A 12,761-nucleotide genomic window follows, 5' to 3' on the forward strand; every position below is an offset into this window, starting at 1 on the left:
TGATAGTGGAGTACGTGACAGCTGTTCCTCACCCCCGCACCCCCGCCGCAGGACCCGCCCGGGCCGGCCGCCGGAGCCTCGCCGCAGCCCTGCTGTGCGGTGCGCTCGGCGCGGCCGTCGCCCTGCTCGCCACCCGGCAGGAGTGGTCGCAGGGCACCGCGACGGTGGCCGGCGGCGCGTTCCCCCTGTCCGCCAAGGGCAGCGACGTCACGGGCGTCCCCGCGGCGCTCGCGATAGTCGGCCTCGCCGCGCTCGTCGCCGTCTTCGCCGTCCGCCGCGCCGGACGGTTCGCCGTCGCCGCCCTGCTCGCGCTGAGCGGCGCGGGCACCGTCGCCGCGGCGATGGCCGGCGCCTCGGACAGCTCCGCGCTGGACGACAAGGCCGCCGAGGCCGCCGGCGACACCTCGGCCACCGTGGACGCCCTCTCCCACACCGCCTGGCCCTACGTCGCGGCCGTCGGCGGCCTGCTGCTCCTGCTGGCCGGTCTGCTCGCCCTGCGCTACGGCCGATTGTGGCCCGCGATGTCCGGCCGCTACGAACGCGACGGCACCCCGCGCCCCCGCCGCACGGCACGGACCGTCGACCCCGACCGCCCCGAGGACCTGTGGAAGGCCCTGGACCGCGGCGAGGACCCGACCGGCGCCTGACCCGCCGCGACCCGGCACGAACGCGCGGTTCGACCGCGCGCGCGGGGGCACCCGTACACGCGCCACCCACGCCCGGGGCGTCCGGCGGCCGCCACGTGTGCGTGGAGGAGCACCCCCGGTCATGACGCGCGCGCCCGTGCGGGACAATGGGCGCGAGCGTCCTGCTCAGACACGTACACAGCAACGAGGAGCAAGCAATGGCGGGCAGCAGCCACGGTCACACCCCGGCCGCCTGGGCGGGTGTCATCATCACCTTCATCGGTTTCTGCATCGCGGGCGTGTTCATGGTGGCGGCCCAGCCGGCGGGCTTCTGGGCCGGCATGGCGGTCGTGCTCCTCGGTGGCATCGTGGGCTTCATCATGCGCATGATGGGCCTCGGCCAGCCGAAGGAGAACCACCCGGTGCACCAGGTCACCGGTGAGCGCGAGCCCGCCGGCGCCAAGGGCTGACCCGGCCGCGGTCGCGCAGTACTCCTTGAGGGGTGGACCGGCACCTGGTGCCGGGGCCGCCCCTCACGTGCGCGTACGGTCCGTGCCGGGCAGAATGCGGGGCGTGGACGCCGAGACCCGGAAACCGACCCGGAGCAGCACCCCTCCCCGCTCGGGCCCGTCGGCCGTCGCGGCCCGCGTCGCCGTCCCGGCCGGGGTGCTGGCGGCCGTCGTCGGAGCCTTCGCCTACGTGGGCGCCGTGGACCCCAACGAACCCGGCCACTACCCCGTCTGCCCGCTGCTGCGCTTCACCGGCCTCTACTGCCCCGGCTGCGGAGGTCTGCGCAGCGCCCACGCGTTCGTCCACGGGGACGTCCTGACCTCGCTGCACGCCAACGCCCCGGCCGTCCTCGGCTACCTGGGCTTCGCCGCGCTGTGGACCGTCTGGATGATCCGCGCGGTGCGCGGCCGGCCCCTCAGGGTCGACCCGGGGCCGGTGCACCTGTGGGCGCTGGGCACGTTGCTGCTGGTCTTCACCGTCGTCCGGAACCTGCCGTTCGGCGGCTGGCTCCACCCCTGAGCACGTGCCGGGTGTCCAGGTGCCGGGACCGCCGGCCACCGGATGCGAGGCCTGCCCGTCCCTGCGGATACCATCGGAGTGACCACAGGTTTCGCCGTCTGAAAGGGGGCCGCTCGCGTGAGTGTGCTCGACGAGATCATCGACGGAGTCCGTGCCGACCTCGCGGAACGGCAGGCGCGCGTCAGCCTCGACGAGCTCAAGGAGCGCGCGGCCAAGGCCCGCCCCGCCCAGGACGGCGTGAGTGCCCTGCGGGGCGACGGCGTCAAGGTCATCTGCGAGGTCAAGCGCTCCAGCCCGTCCAAGGGCGCGCTGGCCGCCATCGCCGACCCGGCCGGACTCGCCGCGGACTACGAGGCGGGCGGCGCCGCCGTCATCTCCGTCCTCACCGAACAGCGCCGCTTCGGCGGCTCGCTGGCCGACCTGGACTCCGTCCGCGCGCGCGTGGACATCCCCGTGCTGCGCAAGGACTTCATCGTCACGTCGTACCAGCTGTGGGAGGCCCGGGCGCACGGCGCCGACCTCGTGCTGCTGATCGTCGCCGCCCTCGACCAGCCGGCCCTGGAGTCGCTGATCGAGCGCGCCGAGTCCATCGGGCTCACCCCGCTCGTCGAGGTGCACGACGAGGACGAGGTCGAGCGCGCGGTGGACGCCGGCGCCAAGATCATCGGTGTCAACGCGCGCAACCTGAAGACGCTCGAGGTCGACCGCGGCACGTTCGAGCGGGTCGCCCCGGAGATCCCCGCGCACATCGTCAAGGTCGCCGAGTCCGGCGTCCGCGGCCCGCACGACCTCATCGCCTACGCCAACGAGGGCGCGGACGCGGTCCTGGTCGGCGAGTCCCTGGTCACCGGCCGTGACCCCAGGACGGCGGTCTCCGACCTGGTGGCGGCCGGCGAGCACCCGGCGCTCCGCCACGGCCGGGGCTGACCCCGGTAGGCTGATCACCATGACGCTCCCGCTCGCCCCGGCCCCCCGGGACCCGTACGCGCGCCTGGCGCGCGGCTGCCGCCCCCGCGGCTGCCGCGCCCCCGCACGCCGGGTCCACGGCCGCCGCGTGCGGTACGTCATCGGTGACGAACCGGGCCAGGTGAACGGCATGCGATGGCTCGAGCGCCCCGTACGGGGCGCGGGACAGGGCTGAATCCGCGACTCCGTCGCGCGGCGCGAGCGGCCGACGACGGGGTCCACGGTGGCCTGACCACCCGCGCTCCCACGGCGAAGGTGCCCCACCAGACACTCACCGTGAGGTTCACGCATGCCCAGCAACTTCTTCATCCCCGACCCGGAGGGCCGGGTCCCCTCCACCGAGGGCTACTTCGGTGCCTTCGGCGGCAAGTTCATCCCCGAAGCCCTCGTCGCGGCGGTCGACGAGGTGGCCGTCGAGTACGACAAGGCCAAGGCCGACCCCGAGTTCGCCCGCGAGCTCGACGACCTCCTGGTCCACTACACCGGCCGCCCGTCGGCGCTCACCGAGGTCCCCCGCTTCGCCGAGCACGCCGGCGGCGCCCGCGTCTTCCTCAAGCGCGAGGACCTGAACCACACCGGCTCGCACAAGATCAACAACGTGCTCGGCCAGGCCCTGCTCACCAAGCGCATGGGCAAGACCCGCGTGATCGCCGAGACCGGCGCCGGCCAGCACGGCGTGGCGACGGCCACCGCCTGCGCCCTCTTCGGCCTCGACTGCACCATCTACATGGGCGAGATCGACACCCGGCGCCAGGCCCTCAACGTGGCCCGCATGCGCATGCTCGGCGCCGAGGTCATCGCCGTGAAGTCCGGCAGCCGCACCCTGAAGGACGCCATCAACGAGGCGTTCCGCGACTGGGTCGCCAACGTCGACCGCACCCACTACCTGTTCGGCACGGTCGCCGGCCCCCACCCCTTCCCGGCGATGGTCCGCGACTTCCACCGCGTCATCGGCGTCGAGGCCCGCCGCCAGCTCCTGGAGCAGGCCGGACGCCTCCCCGACGCCGCGATCGCCTGCGTCGGCGGCGGTTCCAACGCCATCGGCCTCTTCCACGCCTTCATCCCCGACACGGACGTCCGCCTCATCGGCTGCGAGCCCGCCGGGCACGGCGTCGAGACCGGCGAGCACGCGGCCACCCTGACCGCGGGCGAACCCGGCATCCTGCACGGCTCCCGGTCCTACGTCCTCCAGGACGACGAGGGCCAGATCACCGAGCCGTACTCGATCTCGGCCGGCCTGGACTACCCCGGCATCGGCCCCGAGCACGCCTACCTCAAGGACTCCGGCCGCGGCGAGTACCGCGCGGTCACCGACGACGCCGCCATGCAGGCGCTGCGCCTGCTGTCGCGCACCGAGGGCATCATCCCGGCCATCGAGTCCGCCCACGCGCTGGCCGGCGCCCTGGAGGTCGGCAGGGAGCTGGGCACGGACGGGCTGATCGTGGTCAACCTGTCCGGCCGCGGCGACAAGGACATGGACACCGCCGCCCGCTACTTCGGGCTGTACGACACCGACGCCGAGGTCGCCGAGGACGCCTCCGGCACCGCCGAGATCGAGGGGGACGCCAAGTGAGCGGGAACGTGCAGCTGCTGACCGACACCCTCGCCGCGGCGAAGTCCGAGGGCCGCGCCGCCCTCATCGCCTACCTCCCGGCCGGGTTCCCGACCGTGGACGGCGGCATCGCGGCGGTCAAGGCCGTCATCGAGGGCGGTGCCGACGTCGTCGAGGTCGGCCTGCCGCACAGCGACCCCGTCCTGGACGGCCCGGTCATCCAGACCGCCGACGACATCGCGCTGCGCGGCGGCGTGCGGATCGCCGACGTGATGCGCACCGTCCGCGAGGCCCACGAGGCCACCGGCAAGCCGATCCTCGTCATGACCTACTGGAACCCCATCGACCGCTACGGCGTCGAGCGCTTCACCGCCGAGCTCGCCGAGGCGGGCGGCGCCGGGTGCATCCTGCCCGACCTGCCCGTGCAGGAGTCGGCGCTGTGGCGGGAGCACGCGGACAAGCACGGCCTCGCCACGGTCTTCGTGGTCGCGCCCAGCAGCAAGGACGAGCGGCTCGCCGAGATCACCGCGGCCGGCAGCGGCTTCGTCTACGCCGCCTCCCTCATGGGCGTCACCGGCACCCGCGAGTCGGTCGGCGCGCAGGCCGAGGACCTGGTGCGGCGCACCCGCGCCACCACCGACACCCCGGTCTGCGTCGGACTCGGCGTCTCCAACGCCGCGCAGGCCGCCGAGGTCGCCGGCTTCGCCGACGGCGTGATCGTCGGCTCCGCCTTCGTCAAGCGGATGCTGGACGCCCCCGACGAGCGGGCCGGCCTGGAGGGCGTCCGCGCGCTCGCCGCCGACCTGGCGAAGGGCGTGCGCCGGCAGGCGTGACGGCAAGCACGGGAACGGGGGTCCCCCGTACGGGTGGACCTGTGACCGGGGAGGCGCTGTGCGCCTCCCCGGTTCGTTCTGCGGGGTGTGAGCGAGAAGAACCGAGACGGAAAGCGCACCGCCCGCCAGAGACTGGCGGACCAGCGCGAGAAGCAGAAGACCAGGGACAAGCGCCGGCGCGCGCTGATCGTGGGCGCGTCCGTGGTCTGCGTCCTGGGACTGGCCGCGGTGATCGGCGTGGTCGCCGCGAACGCCGGCAAGGACGACGCCGACGAGTCGGCCGGTCCGGTCGTGGCGCCCTCGGGCGCCCAGGGCAAGGACAGCCTGGCCATCCCCGTCGGCAAGGAGAGCGCCAGGTCGACGCTCGTCGTCTGGGAGGACTTCCGCTGCCCGGCCTGCAAGGCCTTCGAGCTGGCGTACCGCGACACGATCCACGAGCTCGTCGACGCCGGGCAGCTCAAGGTCGAGTACCACCTGGCGACGATCATCGACGGCAACATGGGCGGCAGCGGTTCCCGCAAGGCGGCCAACGCCGCCGCCTGCGCCCAGGACGCCGGTGAGTTCCCGGCGTACCACGACGTGCTGTACAGCAACCAGCCCGAGGAGACCGACGACGCCTTCGCCGACGACGGCAGGCTGATCGGGCTGGCCGGCAAGGTGGACGGCCTGGACACGCCCGCCTTCCAGAAGTGCGTGAAGGACGGCACGCACGACAGCTGGGTCGAGAAGTCCAACAAGGCCTTCCTGGGCGCCGGCTTCAGCGGCACGCCGACCGTGCTGCTGAACGGCAGGAACATCTACAAGGAGGAGTCCATGACCCCGGCCAAGCTGAAGCAGCTCGTGCAGGACGCCGACAAGTAGGCCGGCTCGACCCGCCCGTTACGGACCCGTAGCCGGGCTGCCCGCCGTGCCGCCCCTCCCACACGGTAGCGTCGACCCTGCCATGGAACTTGCCTTCATTCCCAGCCCGTCGCGCGGGGTGCTGCACCTCGGTCCCATCCCGCTGCGCGGCTACGCGTTCTGCATCATCATCGGCGTCTTCGTTGCCGTCTGGCTCGGCAACAAGCGCTGGATCGCCCGCGGCGGGCGGGCCGGCACGGTGGCCGACATCGCGGTCTGGGCCGTTCCGTTCGGCCTGATCGGCGGCCGGCTCTACCACGTGATCACGGACTACGAGCTGTACTTCAGCGAGGGCCGCGACTGGGTGGACGCCTTCAAGATCTGGGAGGGCGGCCTCGGCATCTGGGGCGCGATCGCGCTCGGCGCGCTCGGTGCCTGGATCGGCGCCCGGCGCCGGGGCGTCCCGATGCCCGCGTACGCCGACGCCGTCGCCCCCGGCATCGCCCTCGCCCAGGCCCTCGGCCGCTGGGGCAACTGGTTCAACCAGGAGCTGTACGGCAGGCCCACCGACCTCCCCTGGGCGCTGAAGATCACCTCGTCGGCCGACGGGCGGGTGCCGGGCACCTACCACCCGACGTTCCTGTACGAGTCGCTGTGGTGCATCGGCGTCGCCCTGCTCGTCATCTGGGCCGACCGCCGCTTCAGGCTCGGCCACGGGCGGGCGTTCGCGCTGTACGTCGCCGCGTACTGCGCGGGCCGCTTCTGGATCGAGTACATGCGCGTCGACGACGCCCACCACATCCTGGGCCTCAGGCTGAACAACTGGACCGCGCTCTTTGTGTTCCTGCTCGCCGTCGTCTACATGGTGCTCTCGGCGCGGCTGCGGCCGGGCCGCGAGGCCGTGGTGGAGCCGGGGGCGGAGGGCTCCGACGCGGACGCCGGGGACGGGGACGCGAAGGCGGACGCCGGCACGGACGCCGAGAACGCCGGAGCTCCCGAGGACGCCGAGACCGCCGGGGCTTCCGAGGACTCCGAAGACGCCGAGGACGTCCGGGACGCCGAGGACACCGGGGTCCGCACCGTGAAGGACGGGGCCGACCCGGCCAAGAAGGGCTGACGGCCCGCCGTACGCGGTCGAGGGCGCCCGGAGCGGATCCGGGCGCCCTCGGCGTGTGTCAGGCGAGGACGGGCCGCCGGGCCAGCGACAGGGTGCGCCGGGCCGTCGCCACCACCGCCGCGTCGATGAACCGCCCGTCCGGCAGCGCCTGGGCGCCCGGCTGCAAGGTGGCCGCCTCGACGATCGTCTCCGCCTCCTCCAGCTCCCGCTCGGTGGGCAGGTACGCCCGCTCGATGATCGGCAGCTGGCGGGGATGGATGGCGGCGCGGCCCAGGAAGCCCAGGGCGCGGCCGTGGGCGCAGGACGCCGCCAGGCCCTCCAGGTCCCGGATGTCCGGGTGCACCGTCTGCGACGGCGGTGCCAGCCCCGCCGCCCGCGCGGCCACCACCACCCGCGCACGCGACCAGTCCAGGCCCGCGTCCCCTCGTACGCCCAGGTCGGCGCGGAGGTCCGCCTCGCCGAGGGCGATGCCGCGCAGCGACGGGTGGGCGGCGGCGATCGCGTACGCCCGCTCCACGCCCAGGGCCGTCTCCAGCAGCGCGTACAGGGGCGGCCCGCCGGTGGCCCCGGCGACGGCCGCGATCTGGCCGGGGGAGGTCACCTTGGGCAGGCGCAGCCCGGACAGCCCCGGCAGCGCGGCCACCGCCGCCAGGTCCGCCGGGGCCAGCGGTCCGTCCAGGGCGTTCACCCGCACGTGCACCGGCACCGGCTGCGGCTCGGTGAGCAGCTCGGCGGTGCAGGCGCGGGCGTACTCCTTGCGGTCCGGGGCGACCGCGTCCTCCAGGTCGACCACGACCACGTCGGCCCCGGCGGCCAGTGCCTTGGCCACCACCCGGGGCCGGTCCCCGGGGGCGTACAGCCACGTCAGCGGGGGCACCGTCATACGACGCCCTCCTCGCGCAGCTCCTTCACGTCCGCGGGGGTCAGACCCAGCTCGGTCAGTACCTCCTCGGTGTCCGCGCCGTGCGGGCGGCCGGCCCAGCGGATCGCGCCGGGCGTGGCGGAGAGCCGGAACAGGACGTTCTGCATGCGCAGCGGTCCCAGCTCCGGATCGTCGACCGTGGTGATGGTGCCGAGGGCCTGGTACTGCGGGTCCGCCATCACGTCCCGCACGTCCTGGACCGGGGCGACGGCCGCCTCCGCCTTCTCGAAGGCGGCGAGCACGTCGGCGCGGGTGTGCCGGGCGATCCAGTCGCCGACCGCCGCGTCCAGGACGTCCGCGTGCTCCGCCCGGTCGGCGCCCGTCGCGAACCAGGGCTCGTCGATCAGCTCCGGGCGGCCCACCAGGCGCATCACGCGCTCGGCGACCGACTGGGCGGAGGTGGAGACGGCGACCCAGGTGCCGTCGGCGGTGCGGTAGGTGTTGCGCGGGGCGTTGTTCCGGGAGCGGTTGCCGGTGCGCGGCTGGACGTGGCCGAGCTGGTCGTACCAGATCGGCTGCGGGCCCAGCACGGTCAGGATGGGTTCGATGATCGCCATGTCCACGACCTGGCCCTCGCCGGTGAGGTCGCGGGCGGACAGGGCCGTCATCACGGCGTACGCCGTCGCCAGCGCGGCGATGGAGTCGGCCAGCCCGAACGGCGGCAGCGTCGGGGGCGCGTCCGGTTCGCCGGTCATCGCGGCGAAGCCGCTCATGGCCTCGGCGAGGGTGCCGAAGCCGGGGCGGCGCGCGTACGGGCCGAACTGGCCGAAGCCGGTGACCCGGGCGAGGACCAGGCGCGGGTTGACCGCGGACAGCTCGTCCCAGCCGAGGTCCCACTTCTCCAGGGTGCCGGGGCGGAAGTTCTCGATGACGACGTCCGCGGTCGCGGCGAGGCGGAGCAGGGTGGTGCGGCCGGCGGGCTTCGACAGGTCGAGGGTGACGGCGCGCTTGTTGCGGCCCAGCAGTTTCCACCACAGGCCGATGCCGTCCTTCGACGGTCCGTGGCCCCGGGAGGGGTCGGGGCGGGTGGGGTGCTCGACCTTGACGACGTCGGCGCCGAAGTCGCCGAGCAGGGTGGCGGCGAGCGGACCCGCGAAGAGGGTGGCGAGGTCGAGGACGCGCAGGCCGGCCAGGGGGGCCGGGACGGGCAGGGGCGCGGGGGGAGTCACGACGGGCCGGGGCATGAGCGGGTGGCCTCCGTGTGGGTGAGGTGGGCGAGGGTGTCGAAGCCGATGCCGTCGAAGTCGCCGACCGAGGTGGCCAGGCGGTTCTTCAGCGGGGCCGTCCAGTGTCCGGGCAGGGCGGCCGGGGAACCGGCGAGCAGGCCGGCGACGCTGCCGGCGGTGGCCCCGTTGGAGTCGGTGTCCCAGCCTCCCGACACGGCCCGGCAGACCGAGCCGGTGAAGTCGCCGTCCGCGTGGGTGAGGGCGGCGGCGATCAGGGCGGTGTTGGGGACGGCGTGGACCCAGTGGTGGGCGGGGGAGTGGAGGGCGTGCAGTTCGTCCACGACCGTGTCGAAGTCGTCGTGCGTCTCGGCGAGGCGGACGGCGTGACGGACGGCCCCGGCCAGGCGTGAGCCGGGCGGGACGACCGTCAGGCCGGTGCGCAGGCAGGCGTGGACGTCGTGGGTGCCGGTGGCGGCGTCGGCGATGACCGCCGCCGCGAACATCGCCGCGTGGACGCCGCTCGCGGTGTGGCTGAGGACCGCGTCGCGGTGCGCCTGCGCGGCGGCGCCGGCCGGGTCGCCGGGGTTGGTCCAGCCGTGCACGTCGGCGCGGATCAGGGCGCCGATCCACTCGCGGAAGGGATTGCGGCGGCTCGCCGTGTGCGGGGGCTCGAGGCCGGCGAGCAGGTTGCGGTAGGCGACGCGTTCGGCGGTGAAGGCGCGCCCGGCGGGGAGTTCGTCGAGCCAGACGCGGGCGACGTCGGCCGTGGTGAAGGCACGGCCGTGGCGCCGGAGGAGCAGCAGGTTCAGGAGGGGGTAGTCGAGGTCGTCGTCCTCCGGCATGCCGTCGATGTTCTCGGCCAGGGAGGTGGCCGCGGAGCGGCGGTTCCAGGGATACGCGACGGCGAGCTCCTCGGGGACGCCGCGGGCCGTGAAGTACGTGGTCAGGGGCCAGTTGCCGACGGCCCGGGCGAGGCGTCGGATGCCGGTCAGGGGGAGCTTCTCGACGGGCTTGCCGAGGAGGCAGCCGACGGCCCGGCCCAGCCAGGCGGCCTCCAGGCGGTCGGGGGACACGGCCGGGGGCGGGGCGGGGCGCGGGGCGGGCCAGTCCGGGCACGCGGCCCTGATCTCGTCCAGGTCCGTCGGCTCCGCCGCCGCCGACGGGTTCGGCAGACCGGCCAGCTCGTCCAGCAGCTCTTCCGCCAGCAGCCGCAGGCGGGGGGAGGCCGGCTCGGGGGACGCGCCCGCCCGGGCGGGCGCGTCGCAGCCGCCCGCCGCGCGCCAGCGGGCGGCGATCGCCGACGCGTCGCGGCCGTCCAGCGCGGCCTGGCGGAGTTCGTGGCCGATCAGGTCCTCGGGCTGGACCCAGGTCAGTCGGAGCATCCCGCGCCCCCGATCGCGGTGAACGCCCGCTCGTGGGCGCGGCGCCGCAGGACGTCCCGTTCGAAGACCTCCCGGGCCACCTCGGTGAGCGTCGTCGCCGGCTGCCACAGGTCCAGGCGGCTCGCCTCCGCGACCGTCTTCGCCCAGTCCTCCGGGACGGGGGAGCCCAGCGCCCCGGCCAGCGCGCCCGCCATCGTGGCGATGGAGTCGCAGTCGCGGCCGTAGTTGACCGCGCCGAGGACCGCGTGGCGGTAGTCGCCGCCGGACACCAGCAGCATGCCCAGGGCGACGGGAAGTTCCTCGATCGCGTGCAGCCGGGACGGGCGGCGGGCGCCCAGGGAGGGGGCGCGGTAGTCGGGGCCGACCGTGTCGTACGGCGCGACCGCCTCCCGCAGCGGCGCGAGCGCCGACTCGAAGTCCGAGTGGCGCGAGGCCACGTCGCCGACCGCCTCGATCGCCGCCCGGGTGCCGTCCTTCGCCAGGGACAGACAGGCCGACAGCACCGTCCGGGGCGTCGCGCCGGGGGCGCAGGCCGCCGCGACGGCCGCCGCGAAGACGCCGGCCGCCTCCCGCCCGTACGACGACTGGTGCGCGCCCGCCACGTCCAGCGCCTCGGCGTACGCGCCCGCCGGGTTCCCCGCGTTGACCAGGCCGACCGGGGCCATGTACATCGCCGCGCCGCAGTTGACGATGTTGCCGGTGCCGGCCTCGCGCGGGTCGACGTGGCCGTAGTGGATCCTGGCCACCAGCCACTTCTCCGCGAGGAAGATCCGCTGGAGCGGGAGCGCCTCCGCCTCCAGCTCCGGGATCCAGCGGGGGTGCGTCATCAGGTCCGGGACCAGGTGCTCGGCGACCGCGTAGGCGTCGAGATGGTCGCGGACGGCGGCGTAGACCCGGACCAGCGCGTGGGTCATCAGGGTGTCGTCGGTGACGTGGCCGTCGCCCTTGTGGTAAGGGGCGATGGGGCGGGCGGTGCGCCAGGCGTCGCCGTTCCAGGGGCCGACGACGCCGTGGATCCGGCCGCCGTGGCGCTGGAGGATCTGCTCGGGGGAGTAGCCCTCGACCGGGCCGCCGAGCGCGTCGCCGACGGCCGCGCCGACGAGGGCGCCGGTGACGCGTTCCTCCAGGCTCGCCGTGCCGTTCTGCGAGGTGCGGGCTGTCATGGTGTGCGTCCTCCTTCGGACCGGGGCGGTTGTGCGGCGTGCAGGAGCCCGGCGAGTTCCACCAGGTCCGTGCCGGTGAGCCGGGGCAGGACGCAGCCGGGGAGGGTGCGGCAGGCCTCGCGCCAGGGCGCGGGGATCGACGCGCCGCCGCCCAGCGCGCCGGTGAGGGCGCCGGTCAGCGCCGGGGCGGAGTCCGCGACGCGGGAGAGGCAGGCCGCCGCCGGTACGGCCTCGGCGATCCGGCCCCGGGCGGCGCGGGCCAGGGCGAGGGCGACCGGGACGGTCTCGGCGGCGGCGACGCCGTAGCTGTAGACGTGGTCGACGATCTGGTGCTCCAGCAGCGGGACCAGGGCGAACGCGCTCTCCGCCGTCGCCGCCAGGAGGAGCGCCCGCCGGGTGTTGCGGCCGATCTCCGTCTCCTCGGGCAGCTCGGCGAGCGCGGCCGTGAGGCAGGTGTCCACGTCGGCGCCGTCGAGGGCGCAGGCCAGTGCCGCCGCCATGGCGCGGGCACCGTGCACGCCGTCGCCGTCCTGGGTGTAGCGGGCGTCGAACTCGGCGAGGTCGGCGGCGAGCCGTGGGGCGCCGGGGTGGGCGGTGGCCAGGACGCAGGCCCGGACGCAGGCGGCGTCGTCGAAGTAGTGCGGGTTGTCGTGGCCGGTGGCGGGCGGGCGCAGGCCGGTGGCGAGGTTGCCGAGCCCGGCCCGTACCGAGATGCGGGCGCGCAGCGGCAGTACCGCCGACTCGACCTCGGGGGCGCGGTCCGCCGCGGCGGCCACCTCGCTGGCGACGGCGTTCCAGGTGAGGTCGATCGCGGCGCGTGTCCGGCGCTCCCGGCTCAGGTCGCCGAGCGCGTCGTCGTCCCCGGCGCGCAGCAGGGCCTCCGCCGCGAACACCGCCCACTCGGCGTCGTCCGACGGGCCGAGGCGCAGGGGCTCCGGGGACTGGTTCAGGGCGATGGGGACGGGGAGGGTGGTGGTCGCGTTCTGCTCGGCGAACGTGTCCAGCTCGCGGGTGAGCCGACGGGTCCACTCGGGCATCCGCGCCGCCCGGTGCCGGGCGGCGGGCCACCCGGCCGCGTCCCCGGCGGCGAGCCCGAGCAGCACGCCCCTCGACCCGGCCGGGGCCCGGTGCACGACGCCGGCCCGGGGCGGGGGCGGTGCGGGGG

14 protein-coding genes are annotated in these 12,761 nt (G+C 75.0%); 9 read left to right on the top strand and 5 right to left on the bottom strand.

Annotated elements, in window-relative coordinates:
- The first annotated feature begins 5 nt into the window (after nt 1–5).
- The 9 genes from JHAT_RS09815 to lgt all read left to right on the top strand — a co-directional run bounded on the left by JHAT_RS09815 (nt 6) and on the right by lgt (nt 6,963).
- Complete coding sequence (locus tag JHAT_RS09815) at nt 6–647, top strand: TIGR02234 family membrane protein (protein ID WP_077797682.1); 642 nt, start codon at nt 6–8, stop codon at nt 645–647.
- Between the two features lie 197 nt (nt 648–844).
- Nucleotides 845–1,096, top strand: a complete 252-nt coding sequence (locus tag JHAT_RS09820) for an HGxxPAAW family protein (RefSeq protein ID WP_077797683.1) — start codon at nt 845–847, stop codon at nt 1,094–1,096.
- A 94-nt stretch (nt 1,097–1,190) separates the two neighbouring features.
- On the top strand, nt 1,191–1,655 hold the full coding sequence (locus tag JHAT_RS09825) for a DUF2752 domain-containing protein (protein WP_171990821.1): 465 nt from the start codon (nt 1,191–1,193) through the stop codon (nt 1,653–1,655).
- Nucleotides 1,656–1,772: 117 nt separating this feature from the next.
- Nucleotides 1,773–2,582: an indole-3-glycerol phosphate synthase TrpC gene (gene trpC / locus JHAT_RS09830; protein WP_077797684.1), complete on the top strand. Its 810-nt coding sequence runs from the start codon at nt 1,773–1,775 to the stop codon at nt 2,580–2,582.
- Nucleotides 2,583–2,601: 19 nt separating this feature from the next.
- Nucleotides 2,602–2,796, top strand: coding sequence for a tryptophan biosynthesis modulator TrpM (gene trpM, locus JHAT_RS09835; protein ID WP_077797685.1), 195 nt, complete (start codon nt 2,602–2,604; stop codon nt 2,794–2,796).
- 114 nt (nt 2,797–2,910) lie between these two features.
- Nucleotides 2,911–4,194 carry a tryptophan synthase subunit beta gene (trpB, locus tag JHAT_RS09840; protein WP_077797686.1) on the top strand — a complete coding sequence of 428 codons (1,284 nt, stop codon included), beginning with the start codon at nt 2,911–2,913 and terminating at the stop codon, nt 4,192–4,194.
- A complete protein-coding gene (trpA, locus tag JHAT_RS09845; protein WP_077797687.1) occupies nt 4,191–5,006 on the top strand; it encodes a tryptophan synthase subunit alpha in 816 nt (271 codons plus the stop codon). Before trpB ends, trpA begins: the two co-directional genes overlap by 4 nt.
- Nucleotides 5,007–5,093: 87 nt before the next feature.
- A complete protein-coding gene (locus tag JHAT_RS09850) occupies nt 5,094–5,867 on the top strand; it encodes a thioredoxin domain-containing protein (protein WP_077797688.1) in 774 nt (257 codons plus the stop codon).
- 82 nt (nt 5,868–5,949) lie between these two features.
- Nucleotides 5,950–6,963, top strand: a complete 1,014-nt coding sequence (gene lgt / locus JHAT_RS09855; RefSeq protein ID WP_077797689.1) for a prolipoprotein diacylglyceryl transferase — start codon at nt 5,950–5,952, stop codon at nt 6,961–6,963.
- A 58-nt stretch (nt 6,964–7,021) separates the two neighbouring features.
- Here the strand turns inward: lgt and JHAT_RS09860 are convergent, their stop codons facing one another.
- Genes JHAT_RS09860 through JHAT_RS09880 form a run of 5 tightly spaced genes read right to left on the bottom strand, consistent with a single transcriptional unit; the run spans nt 7,022 to nt 12,729 of the window.
- On the bottom strand, nt 7,022–7,846 hold the full coding sequence (locus JHAT_RS09860) for a CoA ester lyase (protein WP_077797690.1): 825 nt from the start codon (nt 7,844–7,846) through the stop codon (nt 7,022–7,024).
- Complete coding sequence (locus JHAT_RS09865) at nt 7,843–9,069, bottom strand: CaiB/BaiF CoA-transferase family protein (protein WP_077797691.1); 1,227 nt, start codon at nt 9,067–9,069, stop codon at nt 7,843–7,845. Before JHAT_RS09865 ends, JHAT_RS09860 begins: the two co-directional genes overlap by 4 nt.
- Nucleotides 9,051–10,433: an ADP-ribosylglycohydrolase family protein gene (locus tag JHAT_RS09870; protein WP_077797692.1), complete on the bottom strand. Its 1,383-nt coding sequence runs from the start codon at nt 10,431–10,433 to the stop codon at nt 9,051–9,053. The genes JHAT_RS09865 and JHAT_RS09870 overlap by 19 nt, the downstream gene beginning before the upstream one ends.
- Nucleotides 10,421–11,596 carry an ADP-ribosylglycohydrolase family protein gene (locus tag JHAT_RS09875; RefSeq protein ID WP_077797693.1) on the bottom strand — a complete coding sequence of 392 codons (1,176 nt, stop codon included), beginning with the start codon at nt 11,594–11,596 and terminating at the stop codon, nt 10,421–10,423. Before JHAT_RS09875 ends, JHAT_RS09870 begins: the two co-directional genes overlap by 13 nt.
- Nucleotides 11,593–12,729, bottom strand: a complete 1,137-nt coding sequence (locus JHAT_RS09880) for an ADP-ribosylglycohydrolase family protein (RefSeq protein WP_077797694.1) — start codon at nt 12,727–12,729, stop codon at nt 11,593–11,595. Before JHAT_RS09880 ends, JHAT_RS09875 begins: the two co-directional genes overlap by 4 nt.
- Nucleotides 12,730–12,761 lie beyond the last annotated feature (32 nt).

The organism is Streptomyces sp. JHA26 (assembly GCF_002005565.1).
GTDB lineage: Bacteria > Actinomycetota > Actinomycetes > Streptomycetales > Streptomycetaceae > Streptomyces.

Coding starts and splice junctions, on each gene's coding strand:
- JHAT_RS09875 (WP_077797693.1), bottom strand. CDS start 11,596: ATGACAGCCCGCACCTCGCAGAACGGCACGGCGAGCCTGGAGGAACGC.
- JHAT_RS09860 (WP_077797690.1), bottom strand. CDS start 7,846: ATGACGGTGCCCCCGCTGACGTGGCTGTACGCCCCCGGGGACCGGCCC.
- JHAT_RS09865 (WP_077797691.1), bottom strand. CDS start 9,069: ATGCCCCGGCCCGTCGTGACTCCCCCCGCGCCCCTGCCCGTCCCGGCC.
- lgt (WP_077797689.1), top strand. CDS start 5,950: ATGGAACTTGCCTTCATTCCCAGCCCGTCGCGCGGGGTGCTGCACCTC.
- JHAT_RS09870 (WP_077797692.1), bottom strand. CDS start 10,433: ATGCTCCGACTGACCTGGGTCCAGCCCGAGGACCTGATCGGCCACGAA.
- trpM (WP_077797685.1), top strand. CDS start 2,602: ATGACGCTCCCGCTCGCCCCGGCCCCCCGGGACCCGTACGCGCGCCTG.
- trpB (WP_077797686.1), top strand. CDS start 2,911: ATGCCCAGCAACTTCTTCATCCCCGACCCGGAGGGCCGGGTCCCCTCC.
- JHAT_RS09820 (WP_077797683.1), top strand. CDS start 845: ATGGCGGGCAGCAGCCACGGTCACACCCCGGCCGCCTGGGCGGGTGTC.
- JHAT_RS09825 (WP_171990821.1), top strand. CDS start 1,191: ATGCGGGGCGTGGACGCCGAGACCCGGAAACCGACCCGGAGCAGCACC.